This window comes from Sinorhizobium sp. M4_45 (assembly GCF_002885915.1).
Taxonomy (GTDB): domain Bacteria; phylum Pseudomonadota; class Alphaproteobacteria; order Rhizobiales; family Rhizobiaceae; genus Sinorhizobium; species Sinorhizobium meliloti_A.
The window spans coordinates 16,606-31,597 of record NZ_NWVE01000017.1 but is presented as its reverse complement, the minus strand read 5'-3'; the positions used below and the strand labels follow the sequence as shown (position 1 = coordinate 31,597).

The following is a 14,992-nucleotide window of genomic DNA, read 5'->3' as shown; positions in this document are numbered from 1 at the left end:
CCTGTGCCGCGAAATACTCTGGCAGAACCTAATGCAAAGCAGTTCTGGATTGCTGAAAGGCGAGGCATCCGAGGACGAAAGGGCCAAATTTTGAGACCGCTCGGATGTTCGATCAGAGGGTGATCAGAGGGTTTGAATGTCACCTGTGCAAAAGACGCTCGGAGCCTCCTACGAAGGTTTCTCCTCGTTGTCCGCAGAAACGCTGCCGGGTTCGCCCGACCAGTTCTTTCCGACGAGATTGTGACCTGGATCCCCAACCCGGGCGCCCTCGGTCCTGTAGACCTCCCAAGCAGGCTCTGCCGGCTGTACGTTCGTAAAATAATAGCCGGTACCAAACGCGATCGCTCCTACAACGACTACTCCCGTCACGATTATCCCCATTGCGGACTCCTTCGCTTCCGTTGCCACTCGATGCAGCCGCGACCAGGTGCCAACGGGCTATTCGTCTGGGCACAATTCCGGCATCTTATCGTTCTCCTACGGGCCGCTAGTCCCAGGGGGATTTTGAGCTGCGCCTGAATTCTGCTGATACCGGATATCCAATGCTGCCAATGCAATCAGCGGCGGTGGCATGGCAACGCCGGCAACTCTCATCTTCCGGGCCGTCTTTTGGCATTCCGCGATATCGTTCGCGTCGGCGAGTTGCTGGGCCGCTTCCATGCTCAGCACGGATTCCTTGGGCGTGCTCATCACATCGGCGGGCGGGAGCGGCGCTGCCCGTGACTCTTTCTGCGGTGCGTTTGCAACCGATCCGGCATTCGCCTGATCCTTGCCCGGCTCAGGTGCATCGGTTGCGACGCCGTCCTGTCCGGTAACGGCCTGCGCCGAATTACTCCCGCCGCCCCCCGAGGGGTCTTTGCCGGTGGTGGCCGTGCCAGCCAAACCGGCCGAGCCTTGCTGGCTCAAGGCGGGCTGCGGAGGCTTTGCCTGCTGAGCGGCCGTCACGGCAGTTTTCTTCGCATCGGCAGCTTGAGGCGCGTCTGGAGGGGGAGCCTTCATGAAGCTAAGAATCTCCTGACACAGGTTGGCCGGACCGCCTGGTGGCGAGGCAGCCGCCTCTATTGGCGAGGCCGATTGGGGAGATAGGGGCGCCGGTGGCGTCGCAGTCTGCGCGAGGCAAGTCGAAGTTGAGAGTGCGAACGCTCCCGCGAGAATGATTTCTCTCATCGCCAGCTCCTTGTCTTGTTGATCAGGCAGCGACTATGGAAATTCTTGCTTAACATGCGGGATCATCGCTTAACTTGCAAGTTCAACGGTAACCGCTGGCACCGATTTTAGGTTCCATCGTTGGCACTCCGAGCCCTTGCGGTAGCGTTGTCCTCGTCCGTTTTGATGGACTACAATCCAAAAGAGCAGTAGGGAAGGAAACGAACGGGATCGCCCGGTGCGACCCGGCGGGCGCCATCGGCAAGTTCGACAAGTCCGGTGGCCCAGGAAAGCCCGCTGACCCGCCCCGAACCTTCCGACCGGAAAACCTCAGCGTCACCTTCCGGCGTCAATCGCGCCCGCAGATACTCGCGCCGGCCTGCGTGCTTGTTCTTTTCGAAAGCGGCCGGAACCGTGAAACTCATTGGCTCCTCCCATCCCTCGCCGGCCAACGCGGAGACGGCCGGGCGGCCGAATATTAGAGCGCAGATGAAGGCCGCGACCGGATTTCCCGGCAGGCCTAACACCGGAACACCCCTCCACAAGCCAAGCGCCAACGGGCGGCCCGGCTTGACGGCGATACGCCAGCTTTGCATCACACCGGCCTCCTGTAACAGCGCCGAGACATGATCCTCGTCTCCCGCCGAAGCCCCGCCGGAGGTGAAGATTACATCTGCCTCTGTTGCCCCTCGGTCAAGCCGGGCGGCCAGTGCTGCTCGGTCATCGCCGACATGACCAAGGTCTACAGGCACATGGTCCCAGCGCCGAGCCATTGCCAGAAGCATCGGCCGATTGGCGTCATAGATGCGGCCGACTTCCAGAAGGGCTCCGCCAGCATCCGCGGCGATCTCGTCACCGGTGGACAGCACACCCAAGCGCAGCGGACGGAAAACCGAAACCCTTGTGGCGCCAACGGCAGACAGCAGCGCCAGATCTGGCGGGCGCAGGCGATGCCCGGCCGGCAATGCGACATCGCCGGCGATCACGTCCTCGCCGGCCTTACGGGTATTTGCTCGCATCTTGATCGGACCGTGGAAGGCTATGCGGTGGCCATCGGTGGCGGTATCCTCCTCCAGAACCACCGTGTCGACCCCTACGGGAAGAATTGCTCCGGTCAGGATGCGGACCGCCATTCCCTCCGGCACAGGGCCTAAAAATGGCACACCCGCCGCCGCACGGCCTTCGATCAGCGGCAGCGTCTGGAGTCCCTCGCCGGTAGCCGCATGAGCAAAACCGTATCCATCGACGGCTGAGTTGGCGGCGGGCGGATTGGAGCGACGTGCAACTGCATGGTGCGCCAAAACGCGGCCGAGCGCATCAGAGACGTCGAGTTCCTGGATATCCACAACAGGAGACAGGTTTGCCCGTAGCAGGCCGAGCGCAGTATCCACAGGGGTCCAATCGACGCCCGGCGGCAGGGCGAAACAATCGTTCTTCAAGCGTGGTGGCGTAAGCGGAGGAGGCGTCATCGACATCAGCAAGCCCAATGAAAAACGAGACCGACGGCGCCGATCTTTCGTGTGCTGGCACAGTCGACCGCGTCGTAGAAGGTCATGTCAAATCTCCGTGCAGAATCGCATTGGCGCGCACCATGTCCTGCGGCGTGTTGACATTGAAAAACGGATCGAACGGCGCCGACGCAAACAGCGCAGTCGCGGTGCCATGCCGTTCGGCCCAAAGCATGATCTTGCGAAGCCCGCCTGAAAGTTCGGCGTGGAGGTCCTCGCGCAAACCGACAGGCCACAAACCGAAGGTGGGATGGTGGCGCAGCGATCCCGCCTCGTCCGGAGAGGCGGCCAGCGCTATTGGAACCTTCTTCTGTGCCGCCGCGTCGCTGAGCCTGGCCACCAGGTCACGGGGGAGGAAAGGCGTATCGGCCGCCGCAGTCACGATCGCATCCGCGCCCTCTTCGGCCGCCCACTCGAGGCCCGCGAGAACACCCGCCAGAGGCCCAAGATAATCCGGCAGCGTATCGGCAAGCACAGGAAGCCCGAAATCTGAAAAGCGCGCTGGATCCCCATTGGCGTTGATCGCAAGCTCCGCGCATTGCGGCGCAAGCCGTGCATGTACATGACCGAGCAGCGTTACATCGCCGAGCCGCAGCAAGCCCTTGTCGCCGCCACCCATACGAGTGGAACGGCCTCCGGCCAGTATGACACCCATAATTTTAGTCAATTAGTGCGCCTTTGCGGCGGTGATGTTTCTCATCCTCAGGTACGGTTTCGGGATCAGCATCCCAGATCAGCCTCTCCTCTCCCGTTAGACAGACGAAGCGTTTACCACGCATGCGTCCAATCAGTGTCAGCCCTACCTGGCGCGCAATCTCCACGCCCCAGGCCGTGAAGCCTGAGCGCGACGCGAGCACCGGAATCCCCATCATGGCGGTCTTGATAACCATTTCGGACGTAAGCCGTCCGGTGGTGTAGAGAATCTTGTCTTCAGCTCCCACTTTCTCGAAGAGCATCCAGCCGGCGATCTTGTCGACCGCGTTGTGACGACCGACATCTTCCATATAGACCAGCGGTCGGTCCTCCTTGCACAGCACCGTTCCATGGATCGCGCCAGCTTCAAGATACAGGCTCGGCGTAGTGTTGATCGTGCGGGCCAGCGTGTAGAGCCACGACGTCCGCATTGGCGCGGCCGGCAAGGTCAGCCCCACCAGGCCCTCCATCATATCGCCAAACACCGTACCTACAGCACAGCCACTCGTGCGGGTCTTCTTCTTGACCTTTTCTTCGTACGTCGTGCGGCTCTCGGTCCGGACGACAACCACGTCAAGTTCCTCATCATATTCAACATCGGTAACTGTTTCTGCAGGATCTAGCATCCCCTGATTTCGCAGGAACCCGAGCGCGAGGTATTCCGGGTAGTCGCCGATCGTCATAGCCGTGACGATCTCCTGCGAGTTGAGGAAGATGGTGAGGGGCCGCTCCTCGATAACCGAAAGTTCGAGCTTTTCGCCAAGATGGTCCACGCCCATGACAGATCGCGTCAGCCGTGGATTCTCTGTGTTCGGTCCTATGATGTAGTCAGCCGCCATTGGTCACCATCAAAAGAGGGTTGCCGTTATGGGTCTGTAAATAAAGTGCAGTAGCAGGTGATGTCCGTCAAGCAGCCGACGACATCTCGCCTGCCGGTGCGACGCCGGGTCCAAGCGTTCAATGAACAGTTTTCGTCCGGTTTCAGCATGATCTCGGTGACGCTCGGATCATCCAATGCAACGCAGAACTGATCGCCAAGCGCTTCTTGAAGCTTGCGCACGAGTCGAGGATGGGATCGAAGCTTTGTCGCGGATGTCTCCTTTAAGCTGCTTCATTACGGTGGCCAGCGATTTGAGCGCGATAGTTGGCGGGCCGGAGCTTCTTGAATGTGCTGGTGTCGGCGAGGACCCAAGAGCAGGAAGTAGGCGGGCGACTCTATATTCCTTGTCAGCTGGTGAGACTCGTACATTAACAATTGTAGAATAAGTAATTGATTTTGCCTAGTAATAATGCGGCGAAAACGCAACAAAGAATGGCCCAATCAACCGATTCCGGCCCGGACGGTGCTGAAAGAAATCTCGATGGTAACGCTGTTCGGCATTATGCGAAAAGCTATCTAGCAGGACACGCCCGATCCGGATGCGCCGTCTTCAACTGCAAGGGTCTTAGTTGATGGTGAACACCTTTGCTCGGGGTTATCGACAGCCCCCATTCGGGCGACGCGCCGCTTTAACTCCGGAATTCTTCGTATGGAATCGTGTCAAAGCCGCTCAGTAAACGCTTTGATACAACTGCATAAAATCCTGAAGCAGGGCAGATACGTCAGGTTCGTAGATCCCGCTCCGCACTGATTGTCGTCAATCGACACAGACAAGGAGAGGCCACATGACTGCTATCGACACATTTTCCCGCCGGAATCATATTGCTGACCGCGCCATCGCGCTTGCTATTGGGTCCATGATGCTGCTGCCGGTCACAGCCCTGCGAGAGGCGAGTGCCGCTGAAACCACCTTAGTCAGTTCCAAGAACCAGCAGGCGGATGAAAGCATTCGCCCGTTTGAAATTCATGTCCCGCAGTCTCAGCTCGACGATCTTCGCAAGCGGATCGCGAACACGCGTTGGCCGGATAAGGAGACTGTCGGCGATATCTCCCAGGGCATCCAGCTCCAACGTGTCCAGGAACTGATTCGCTACTGGGGAAGCGAGTATGATTGGCGTAAGGCCGAGCAGGAGCTGAATGCCCTGCCGGAATTCATTACCACGATTGATGGGGTCGATATCCAGTTCATCCACGTCCGGTCGCGTCACCCAAACGCCCTCCCCGTCATTTTAACGCACGGCTGGCCGGGATCGCAGTTCGAGTTCATCAAGACAATTGGTCCACTTACCGATCCAACCGCCTACGGTGGTCGCGCGGAAGATGCGTTCGACGTCGTGATCCCGTCGATTCCCGGTCATGGATTCTCCGGCAAGCCTACCGAACTCGGATGGGGACCGGAGCGGGTCGCGAAAGCTTGGGACGTGCTCATGAAACGTCTGGGATATTCGACCTATGTTTCCCAAGGTGGCGACCACGGTTCGGTGATCTCTGATGCGCTGGCGCGGCAAGCTCCGAAGGGCTTGCTCGGCATTCACCTCAACATGCCCGCGACTGTTCCAGGGGAGCTGATGAGGGGCATCAATGCAGGCGATCCGGCACCGGTAAGCTTATCGCAGCCCGAAAGGGAAGCCTATAGGTCCCTTAGCACGTTCTTCGGCAGGAACGCCGCCTATGGCGCAATGATGGTGACCCGCCCGCAGACCATCGGCTACTCGCTAGTGGACTCGCCATCCGGTCTAGCGGCGTGGATTTATGAGAAATTCGTTCAATGGAGCGATAGCAACGGCGTGCCTGAAAATGTCCTCTCCCGGGACGAGATGCTCAACGACATCACCCTCTATTGGCTGACGAACGTCGGTGCGTCGTCGTCGCGCTTCTACTGGGAGAACAACAACAACAACTTCAGCTCCGACGCCCAGAAGACCAAAGACATCAAGGTGCCCGTGGCAATCACGGTGTTCCCGAAGGAAATCTACAAGGCACCGGAAAGCTGGAGCAAGCAGGCATACCCATCTCTGGTCTACTACAACCAGGTCGAAAAGGGTGGCCATTTCGCTGCCTGGGAACAGCCGCAGCTGTTTGCCGAGGAATTGCGGGCCGCTTTTAAGTCGATGCGTTAGACTCCAATCCCACATCGCTGCGGCTTCCTTCCGGAGGCCGCATCTTCGCTTTGCGGGCTTCGTCCTGTCCTTCAGCGATGATGCCCATAGCGCATGCTATGGCTCATCCCCGCACTTCTCGCCGGCTGCGGCGTCGCCGCGGGGATCGATTTGCCAGCGTCCACGCCCCTCCTGCGGCGACGCTCTCGATATAAACATTTGTAAGCAGATGTACGCTGCGTTCTCGCGACAAACTTCGTTACACCGCCGCGCGTTTCGAACATATCGCGGATACACCCGAAAGCTCTTATTCGCGGGTCACTTCAAGCGAAAGGAGATCACATGTCCCGCTACACGCATATCCTCGCGGCCCTGGCAGCGAGTGCTCTGGCCCTTGCTGGGCCGGCTTTTGCCGGTCAGAAGCCCACTGTCGTACTCGTGCATGGTGCGTTCGCAGAATCGAACAGCTGGAACGGTGTCGTGCGGGAGCTGGAAAAAGACGGCTATCCTGTCGTAGGGGCCGCCAATCCGCTCAGAAGCGTCAAGGGCGATGCTGATTATGTTTCGGCCATTCTCTCCGGGATCAAGGGGCCGATTGTTCTTGTCGGCCATTCCTACGGCGGCAGCGTCATCTCCAGCGCCGCGAACGGTCATGAGAACGTCAAGGCTCTGGTCTTCGTCGCGGCGTTTGCGCCGGAAGCGGGAGAAACCGCCATCGATCTCACCGGAAAGTTCCCCGGCAGTACCCTGGGCCCTACCCTCGCCCCGCCGGTCACCCTGCCGAATGGAGGTCATGATCTGTACATCGCCCAGAACAAGTTTCCCGATCAGTTCGCCGCAGACGTTCCGCTCGTTGAAGCCAAGCTCATGGCAGCGGGGCAACGCCCTGTCGCCGAAGCCGCGTTGAAGGAGCCGGCTGGCGCGCCTGCCTGGAAGAAAATCCCGTCGTGGTTTGTTTACGGCGACGCTGACAAGAACATTCCGCCCGCCGCGATGTCTTGGATGGCTGAGCGCGCAAAGTCCAAAGAGACCGTCGTCGTCAAGGGCGCTTCGCACGTCCTCATGGTTTCCCATCCGGGAGCCGTCTCCCAACTTATCGAGAAGGCCGCAGCGTCGGCCGAGAAGTAGTCGCAAAGCTCCCGACGGCATTATCGCGCGTCGGGAGAATACACCCACCATCTTAGTCCGGTTCATCAAAATGGTCAGCCGGCGCCCGCCCTACGCCCTGGTAGTAGGGAAGCTAGCGGCGCAGGCAGGAAAGACGCGCCTTGCCGAAGCAGCAGTGGCTTCGAAGTCGTCGCGGATCGTGCCGCAGACCACCGGAAACGGCACTTCTGGCAAGGGACGGGCGACTCTCCGACCGATTGATTGAAGCTCAACGCGGCGGCCGCAGCATCGGGACGAGCGTCGGCGACGAACCGGCCTGGATCGCGCCGAGCGGTTCGAAGCCGTAGCGTCGATAGAACGGAATGTTGCGCGGGTTCGAGGATTCCAAATAGGCTGGCGCGTGATCGCGATCGCACCGTGCGAGTGCGTACGCCATCAAGGCGTCGCCGTGACCTTCGCCTTGACGCGCCGGATCGACGCCGATCAGGGGCAGGTACCAATGGGGTTCGGTCGGGTGGTACGTGGCCATCTGCTCGAATATGGCCGTGGTTTCGGGGGCAAGAGAGCGCGCAACCGTGCTCTCGAGCACCGCACCAAGCCCCTCCTCGTCGGAATGCACCCCGGGCGATAGCCACAGCGCCGCCCCGGCGCAGCCGTCGGTGCAAAAGGCGGTTCCGTTAGCGAATGCGCTGCTCCCGAACGCCCGGATCATTCGCGGCATGGCCGCAAGGTACTGGTGTGCATGCGGCCAGGTCCATCTCGCCATGGGATCCGCTGCAAACGCCAGCATGACCGTTTCGATCGCCAGATCTTCCTCGGCCGCGGCCATAACTCTCACTGTTGGCGATTTCACACTGCCCTCCTGACGCAGGTGGTCCGACGAGACGCCCGTTCTCAGCTACGCATCGTAACCCGGATGGCGTGGAAGCGATACCGGTTGCTGCCGGCTCAGCGGTTCCGGATTCGCTTCGGTCCATTCTGGCCACAAACGACAGTCGGCTTTGAGGGAACAATGACCAGAAGCGGCTGTTAGGGGGACAAAGCTGGAGCGGAGGTAGTTGTGATCCACCATGTCTCGGTAGGGACGAATCGAAGCGCTTTACGATGCCTACTCCGCAAAGTAGCCGCCAACGGAGGCGCCCATGCCGACCCTTCCCTACGCAATTCTCGAAGCCCCCTCTACGCTGGGCCTCGCGACCGACGGTGTGGAGCACTTGCCCGACCAGCTCTTGAGCCTCGGTCTCGCGGAGCGCATCCATGCGCGCCGCGCCGAGCGGCTGACGGTGCTTCCGAAGGACCCTACGCCTGATCCCGAGACCGGCACCCTGAATGCCAGTGCAATTGCGGCGTGGTCGCCCAGGCTCGCCGACGCGGTGGAAGCGGTGCTTGACGCCGGCGAATTTCCGGTCGTACTCGGCGGCGATTGCACGATCGTGCTGGGCTCGATGCTCGCGTTTCGACGGCGCGGCAGCTACGGCCTGTTCTTTATCGACGGCAACGCCGATTTTTTCCAGCCCGAGGCGGAGCCCAATGGTGAGGGCGCCTCAATGGACCTTGCCCTGGTCACCGGCTACGGCCCGTCGAAACTGGCTGACATTGAAGGTCGCGGTCCTCTGGTCCCTCCCAAAAACGCTGTCGCGTTCGCGTATCGCGATCACAAGGACCAGGAGGAGTACGGAAGCCAACCGCTCCCCAAAGAGCTCAAGGCGATCGACCTCCCCGCCGTGCGCGCGATGGGCGTCGAGGCCGCCGCCCGCGAAGCGGTTCACCACCTGACGCGAGAGGAGCTGGATGGCTTCTTCATCCATCTCGACGCCGATTGCCTCGACGATGTCGTCATGCCGGCTGTCGATTTCCGCATGCCCGGCGGGTTGTCGTGGGACGAGCTGGGGACCGCGCTTCGGGTTGCCTTGGCAAGCGGCAAGGCAGTCGGCATCGAGATTACCATCTACAATCCGCGCCTTGATGAGGACGGCAGCGCCGGACGCGGCCTGGCCGACGTACTAGCCGCAGCGCTCGGAACAGCAGCACCCTCCGTTGCCCAGGGGCGGCCGTTCGATCAATTTGCCCTGTAGGAGACTTTCCGCAACCGGCCCTGTTGCAGACCAGCGCCATCCGACGACTGAGTGGCTCGGTTTCGCCCGAAGCAGACCGCCCCCGAGGGTCGAACTTCGGCTGTCCACACAACTTATGCCAGCAACAGTCCGCCGTCCACATGCATGACCTGCCCTGTAATATGGCGTGCTCCGGGTGACAGAAGGAAGGCGACCAATTCGGCCACGTCGATCGGCTCCCCGAGCCGGCCGTTCGGTGTAACCGCACGTGCGCTTTCCATCGCTGCTGATGTCGTGGCGGCATGGCCGCCGCTGTCCTTGCGCGTGAAGCCGGGTGCCACGCAGTTTACCGTCACACCTTCAGGCGCGAGTTGGGCGGCAAGCGATTTGGCCAGAGCCTCCAGCGCAGCCTTGGCGGCACCGGATGCGGGAAAATGCATGCCGTTCGTCCCGAAGCCGTGGGCGACGAACGAACTGACGGCGACCACTCGTCCCTGCGTGGATGTTCTCAGCTCCGGCAGAGCGGCGTCGACCAGCCGGAAAAAGGCCATCGGCATCATGTCGAACGCTGTCTGCAGGTCTTCGTCCGTTAGCTGACCGAACGACGATCGCTGCGCGCGGCCGGCATTCGAAACGATCTGGTCGAGCCCGCCGAAGGCTGCACGCGCCGCCCGCACGAGATGTCCGGGAACGGTCGGATCGGACAGGTCTCCGAGTTCCGTGACAACCTCGGCGCCTTTTGCGCTCACCTCCTCCGCGACCGTCCTCAGTCCCTCCGCATTGGCGCCCGTGTGCAGGAAAAGCCGCATGCCGGGCGTTGCGATGCGGCGCGCGATTGCGGCGCCGATTCCGCTGCCAGCACCGGTAATGAGAATTCTTGGTGCGTCTGTCATGGCATCCTCATGAAAATGCGCGCAAAAGCAGAACAAGAGCTGAAGCCGCCGACACGATAAGGACGATGGCCTTCACATGCCCTCGGTCGACAAGCCGTCGTCCCCAGCCCGACAGCAGAAAGCCGAGGAAAGCGAAGGGGAGCATGGTCGCGGCAAGAAGGAGATCGGAGAGGCCGAAACTGCCGACGACGAAAAGGGCTCCGATCGAGATGATGCCGCCGACGACGAAGAAGGCGTTCAGGGTCGCACGCATGCGTGCGCCGCCGGCATTTTGATAAACCATGGCCATGGGCGGAGCCCCGATCGAGGTCAGGGTGCCCATGAAACCGGAAAGAACCCCGGCGAGGAAGAGCGAACTGCGCGTCGTTTCGATCCTCAGCCCCGCAAGGCTGAGCGCCACCGCGAAGAGCACGCCGAAGCCGAAGACGGCCGCAAAGGCATCCGGGCTTAACAATTGGAGGCAGAACGCGGCCGCCCCTGCCGCCAGCAGGCGCCCGGTCAGGGAGAAGGCCAGATCCTGCCGGTTGACGTCGCTCCATTCCCGAACCGTACCACCGGCACTCACGGCTATGGCCATAGCCAGCATCGGTCCAGGCACGAAGGCGGGATCGATGATGGCGAGCATCGGCGCTGCGAGCATGTTGAATCCGAAACCGGTGGAACCCTGAACCGCACCGGCAAGGATGAGCGCGACAGCCGCGGCTATCCCCTGGGGGCTGAGCAACAATTCCATCATGAGTGCCGATTCCAGCAGGCGGCAAAATGATCGTCGGTCTTGCGCAGGAGCTGCGGAGCCTCTTCGCGGCACCGGTCCGTCGCAAGCGAGCAGCGCGGATGGAAGCGGCAGCCGGTCGGCGGATTGGCGATATCGACGGACTCGCCCGCAGGCACGATGCGTCGCCGCGCGCGCTGGAGCTTCGGATTGGCAACCGGAACCGCAGACAGCAATGCCTCTGTATAGGGATGGATCGGCCGCTCGTAGATGGCGTCGCGCGGCGCGACCTCGACGATCCTCCCCGCATACATGATCGCCACCCGGTGAGAGATGTGCCGCACGATGGCGAGGTCGTGGGCAATAAAGAGATAGGATATTCCCAGATCGCGCTGCAGGTCCTGCATGAGGTTGACGACCTGAGCCCGCACCGAGACGTCGAGGGCGGAGACAGGCTCGTCAGCCACGATGAGTGCGGGCTTCAGCGCCAGGGCTCTGGCGATGCCGATCCGCTGGCGCTGTCCGCCGGAAAAGCTGTGCGGATAGCGGTCCGCGGCATCGCTGGGCAGCCCCACGCGCTCCAGCAATTCTGAAACGGCGGCACGCGCTTCCTCTGCGGAACCGGCGAGGCCGTGGACGATGAGCGGTTCGGCGACGATGCTCGAGACCTTCATGCGCGGATTGAGCGACGTATAGGGGTCCTGCAGGACGATCTGCATGCGCGCCCGTAGGCGTCGCAGCGGCTCGCCGCCGAGATGGGTAATGTCCTCGCCGCCGAAGACGATCCTGCCTTGCGCAGCGGGAATGCGGCGGAGCACCGCGCGGCCGACGGTCGTCTTGCCGGAGCCGGACTCGCCGACAAGACCGAGCGTTTCACCCGGCGCCAGGTCGAAGCTCACATCACTGACGGCATTGACGCTCCGGCGTTTGCGGAAAAGTCCGCCGGACGAGAGTTCGTAATCGATGGCGAGGCCGGAAACCGACAGCACTGGGGCGACCGTCATACTGCCTCCCTCCATGCCTGTTCGCCGGCCTTGCGGCAGGCCACTGTGCCCGCACCCATCGCACGGAGAACTTGAGGCACCCGGCAACCCTCGTCGCCGATCGGACAGCGAGGCAGGAAAGCGCAGCCGGAAGGCGGCTGCAACAGCCCCGGCGGAGCTCCGTCTATCGCCGTCAGCCGTTCCTCGTCGTCATCGAGCCCTGGGGTCGAGCGCATCAGACCCTGCGTATAGGGATGCGATGGATTCTCGAAAATGGCATCCACCGGACCGGTTTCGACGATCTGCCCCGCATACATGACGGCGACGCGGTGACAGAGGCCTGCGACGATGCCGAGATCGTGGGTGATCAGAACGATCGCCAGCCGCATCTTCTCCTGCAACTCCGCCAGAAGCTCCAGAATCTGGGCCTGGATCGTCACGTCCAGGGCCGTTGTCGGCTCGTCGGCGATTAGAAGCTTGGGCTCGCAGGCAATGCCCATGGCAATCATGACGCGCTGTCGCATGCCGCCGGAAAACTCGTGCGGATACTGATCGAGCCTCCGCTCCGCCCCGGAGATACCGACCGCCGAAAGCAGTTCCGCCGCCCGTTGCCGCGCCGCCCGCCTGCTGAATCCCATGTGAACCTCGATCACCTCGGCGATTTGCGCCCCCACGGTCATCAGCGGATTAAGCGATGTCATCGGGTTCTGAAAGATCATCGTGATCTCCCTGCCCCAGATATCGCGTGCAGCCTTGGCGACATCGAACCCGGCGAGCGGCTTTCCCTCCCAGAGGATCTCACCGTCCGAGATGCGCCCCGGCACGTCGATCAGGCCCATTACCGCCTGTGCCGTCACGCTCTTCCCGGATCCGGATTCGCCGACGATGCCGAGCGTTTCGCCCGGTGCGACGGTCAGGGATACCCCGCGCAGGGCCTGGACGGTGCCGGCGCGCGTATCGAAACAGACATGCAGGTTGTCGATCTCGAGCAGAGGCATGGTCATGCATCCACCGTCCGTCGCCCGCGCCGCCGCCTGACCGCCTCGGCGCGCGCAAAGCGTTTCTCCCGTTCCTCGGGGTCGGTCGTTACCCGCAACCAGTTGGCGAAGAGATTGATGGACAGCACCGTGACGACGATCGCAAGGCCCGGAAAGGTCACGAGCCACCACGCGATGAACAGGTAGTCCCGTCCCGAGGCGACGTCGAGCCCCCATGACGTCGCCGGAGGCTGAACGCCGAAGCCGAGAAACGACACCGCTGCTTCCGCCAGCACGATATTGGTGAACTCCAGGATCGCCAGCGTCAGCAGCGGCGAGACGATGTTCGGCAGGATATGCCTGAAGATGACCCGTGCAGGACGACAGCCGATCACTTCGGCTGCTTCGACGTACGGGGTCTGACGGGTTGACGAGACGATGCCACGCACGAGCCGGGCATAGACCATCCAGTTCGTCACCGACAGGACCGCAACAAGCGTCCAGACGCCGGGCCCCAGAACCGCGACGACGAGGAGGATGAGAAGGATGCCGGGGAAGCTGACCTGAATGTCGACCAGACGCATCAAGATCGAGTCCGTGCGCCCTCCCATGAAGCCTGCCCAAAGGCCGATGACCGTCCCCAGTGTCGCCGCCAGAAGGCAGGTGACGGCGCCGATCGTCAGCGTCGCCCTCGCGCCCCAGATGATGCGGGACAGGACGTCGCGGCCGAGATTGTCGGTTCCGAGCAAGTGTTCCCAGGTGCCGCGCTCCATCCAGACCGGCGGCTTCAGCCGTGCCATGATCGACTGTGCGGCCGGATCGTAAGGTGCGATAAGCGGAGCGAACAGAGCCAGGAAAACGATGAGCAGGATGAAGGCAAGCCCGATGGCAGCGGCCTTGTCGTGCCAGAGTTCCGATATGCCCGCGCGCGGCACGCTCGTGCTGACAGGAGTGGATGAAGCGGCGGAAGCAGGAGCGGCCATCAGTTCAATTCCATTCTCGGATCCACCGCCTTCGACAGGATGTCGAGCACGATCCCGATCAAGACGATCAGGAAAGCGATGACGAAGACGATGGCCTGCATCAGAAACAGGTCGCCCCGCTGGATCGCCTGCACGGCCGTCAGGCCAAGCCCCGGCCACGCGAACACCGTTTCGACTACAACCGTATAGCCGGAAAGAGTGGCGATCAGTTCCCATCCGGAGATAGAGAGAAAGGGAACCAGGATGTTGCGTAAGGTATGGACGCGCAGAATGCGCGTTAGTCCGAGGCCCTTTGCCCTCGCCGTCTTGACATAGGGCTTGTTGAGTTCGTCGATCATTGACGCGCGCACCATCATCGTGAAGCGCGCAAGCGGCGTCAGTGCGAGCGTAAGGGCCGGAAGAACAAGGTGCGCGGCCGTGCCCATGCCGGAGGTCGGCAGCCATCTCAGCGTCACCGCAAAGATCATGATGGCGACGAGACCAAGCCAGAATTGCGGCATCGCGAGGCCGAGAAGACCGACCGACATGGTCAGCCGATCGACCAGTCCGCCCGGACGCAGAGCCGAAACGGCGCCCATCGGTATCGAAAGCATGACGGCGGCTCCAAGACCCGCCGCGATCAACAGCAGCGTGTTAGGCAAGCGCTCGAACACGACTTCAATCGCAGGACGCCGCTGCCAGAGGCTGTTTCCGAAGTCCAGAGTGGCGATGTCTGCGACGAAACGCAGGAACTGCGTAGCGATCGGCTGGTCCAGGCCGATCTGCTGGGCAAAGGCAGCCCTTTGCGCCTCCGTCGAGCTCAGCGGAAGCATCAGCGCAACCGGATCGCCCACCAGCCGGGTCACGACGAAGACGGTCGCTGTCACCCCGAAGACGACGAGCACCCCCTGGAACAGGCGGCGGAGGATGAATTCCAGCATATGAGACATTCCTGTTGTCGGGGCAACTCTTGCCGCA

General features: G+C 61.8%; 15 protein-coding genes and 1 pseudogene. 3 read left to right on the top strand and 13 right to left on the bottom strand.

Annotated elements, in window-relative coordinates; genetic code table 11:
- Positions 1–168 precede the first annotated feature (168 nt).
- The 6 genes and pseudogenes from CN933_RS30275 to CN933_RS32180 form a co-directional block, all read right to left on the bottom strand.
- The gene (locus CN933_RS30275; protein ID WP_018099287.1) at positions 169–381 is read right to left on the bottom strand and encodes a hypothetical protein; all 213 of its coding nucleotides are present in this window, start codon (positions 379–381) and stop codon (positions 169–171) included.
- Between the two features lie 96 nt (positions 382–477).
- Positions 478–1,167: a hypothetical protein gene (locus CN933_RS30270; protein ID WP_102763331.1), complete on the bottom strand. Its 690-nt coding sequence runs from the start codon at positions 1,165–1,167 to the stop codon at positions 478–480.
- A gap of 170 nt (positions 1,168–1,337) precedes the next feature.
- On the bottom strand, positions 1,338–2,621 hold the full coding sequence (locus CN933_RS30265; RefSeq protein ID WP_102763378.1) for a molybdopterin-binding protein: 1,284 nt from the start codon (positions 2,619–2,621) through the stop codon (positions 1,338–1,340).
- Between the two features lie 76 nt (positions 2,622–2,697).
- On the bottom strand, positions 2,698–3,309 hold the full coding sequence (mobA, locus tag CN933_RS30260; protein WP_180980862.1) for a molybdenum cofactor guanylyltransferase MobA: 612 nt from the start codon (positions 3,307–3,309) through the stop codon (positions 2,698–2,700).
- A gap of 4 nt (positions 3,310–3,313) precedes the next feature.
- Complete coding sequence (locus CN933_RS30255; protein ID WP_026169086.1) at positions 3,314–4,186, bottom strand: formate dehydrogenase accessory sulfurtransferase FdhD; 873 nt, start codon at positions 4,184–4,186, stop codon at positions 3,314–3,316.
- Between the two features lie 70 nt (positions 4,187–4,256).
- Positions 4,257–4,407 (bottom strand): annotated as a pseudogene (locus CN933_RS32180) (P-type conjugative transfer ATPase TrbB); the annotation flags it as partial.
- Positions 4,408–5,084: 677 nt separating this feature from the next.
- On the opposite strand from CN933_RS32180, the gene CN933_RS30245 reads away from it, so the two are divergent.
- Both CN933_RS30245 and CN933_RS30240 read left to right on the top strand, forming a co-directional pair.
- A complete protein-coding gene (locus tag CN933_RS30245; protein WP_411921507.1) occupies positions 5,085–6,347 on the top strand; it encodes an epoxide hydrolase family protein in 1,263 nt (420 codons plus the stop codon).
- Between the two features lie 321 nt (positions 6,348–6,668).
- The gene (locus CN933_RS30240; RefSeq protein WP_102763328.1) at positions 6,669–7,454 is read left to right on the top strand and encodes an alpha/beta fold hydrolase; all 786 of its coding nucleotides are present in this window, start codon (positions 6,669–6,671) and stop codon (positions 7,452–7,454) included.
- Positions 7,455–7,701: 247 nt separating this feature from the next.
- On the opposite strand, the gene CN933_RS30235 is transcribed toward CN933_RS30240, so the two are convergent.
- A complete protein-coding gene (locus tag CN933_RS30235) occupies positions 7,702–8,262 on the bottom strand; it encodes a GNAT family N-acetyltransferase (RefSeq protein ID WP_102763327.1) in 561 nt (186 codons plus the stop codon).
- A 313-nt stretch (positions 8,263–8,575) separates the two neighbouring features.
- On the opposite strand from CN933_RS30235, the gene CN933_RS30230 reads away from it, so the two are divergent.
- The gene (locus tag CN933_RS30230; RefSeq protein WP_102763326.1) at positions 8,576–9,508 is read left to right on the top strand and encodes an arginase family protein; all 933 of its coding nucleotides are present in this window, start codon (positions 8,576–8,578) and stop codon (positions 9,506–9,508) included.
- Between the two features lie 113 nt (positions 9,509–9,621).
- On the opposite strand, the gene CN933_RS30225 is transcribed toward CN933_RS30230, so the two are convergent.
- From CN933_RS30225 to CN933_RS30200, 6 genes are read right to left on the bottom strand one after another with little or no spacing between them, the layout of a single operon-like run.
- A complete protein-coding gene (locus CN933_RS30225; protein ID WP_102763325.1) occupies positions 9,622–10,380 on the bottom strand; it encodes an SDR family NAD(P)-dependent oxidoreductase in 759 nt (252 codons plus the stop codon).
- A 7-nt stretch (positions 10,381–10,387) separates the two neighbouring features.
- Positions 10,388–11,116, bottom strand: a complete 729-nt coding sequence (locus tag CN933_RS30220; protein ID WP_018096281.1) for a sulfite exporter TauE/SafE family protein — start codon at positions 11,114–11,116, stop codon at positions 10,388–10,390.
- On the bottom strand, positions 11,113–12,096 hold the full coding sequence (locus CN933_RS30215; RefSeq protein ID WP_102763324.1) for an ABC transporter ATP-binding protein: 984 nt from the start codon (positions 12,094–12,096) through the stop codon (positions 11,113–11,115). Before CN933_RS30215 ends, CN933_RS30220 begins: the two co-directional genes overlap by 4 nt.
- Positions 12,093–13,079 carry an ABC transporter ATP-binding protein gene (locus CN933_RS30210; protein WP_102763323.1) on the bottom strand — a complete coding sequence of 329 codons (987 nt, stop codon included), beginning with the start codon at positions 13,077–13,079 and terminating at the stop codon, positions 12,093–12,095. The genes CN933_RS30215 and CN933_RS30210 overlap by 4 nt, the downstream gene beginning before the upstream one ends.
- Positions 13,076–14,035 (bottom strand): ABC transporter permease, encoded by a 960-nt coding sequence (locus CN933_RS30205; protein WP_102763322.1) that lies wholly within the window; start codon positions 14,033–14,035, stop codon positions 13,076–13,078. The genes CN933_RS30210 and CN933_RS30205 overlap by 4 nt, the downstream gene beginning before the upstream one ends.
- On the bottom strand, positions 14,035–14,955 hold the full coding sequence (locus CN933_RS30200; RefSeq protein ID WP_102763321.1) for an ABC transporter permease: 921 nt from the start codon (positions 14,953–14,955) through the stop codon (positions 14,035–14,037). The genes CN933_RS30205 and CN933_RS30200 overlap by 1 nt, the downstream gene beginning before the upstream one ends.
- Between the last annotated feature and the right edge of the window lie 37 nt (positions 14,956–14,992).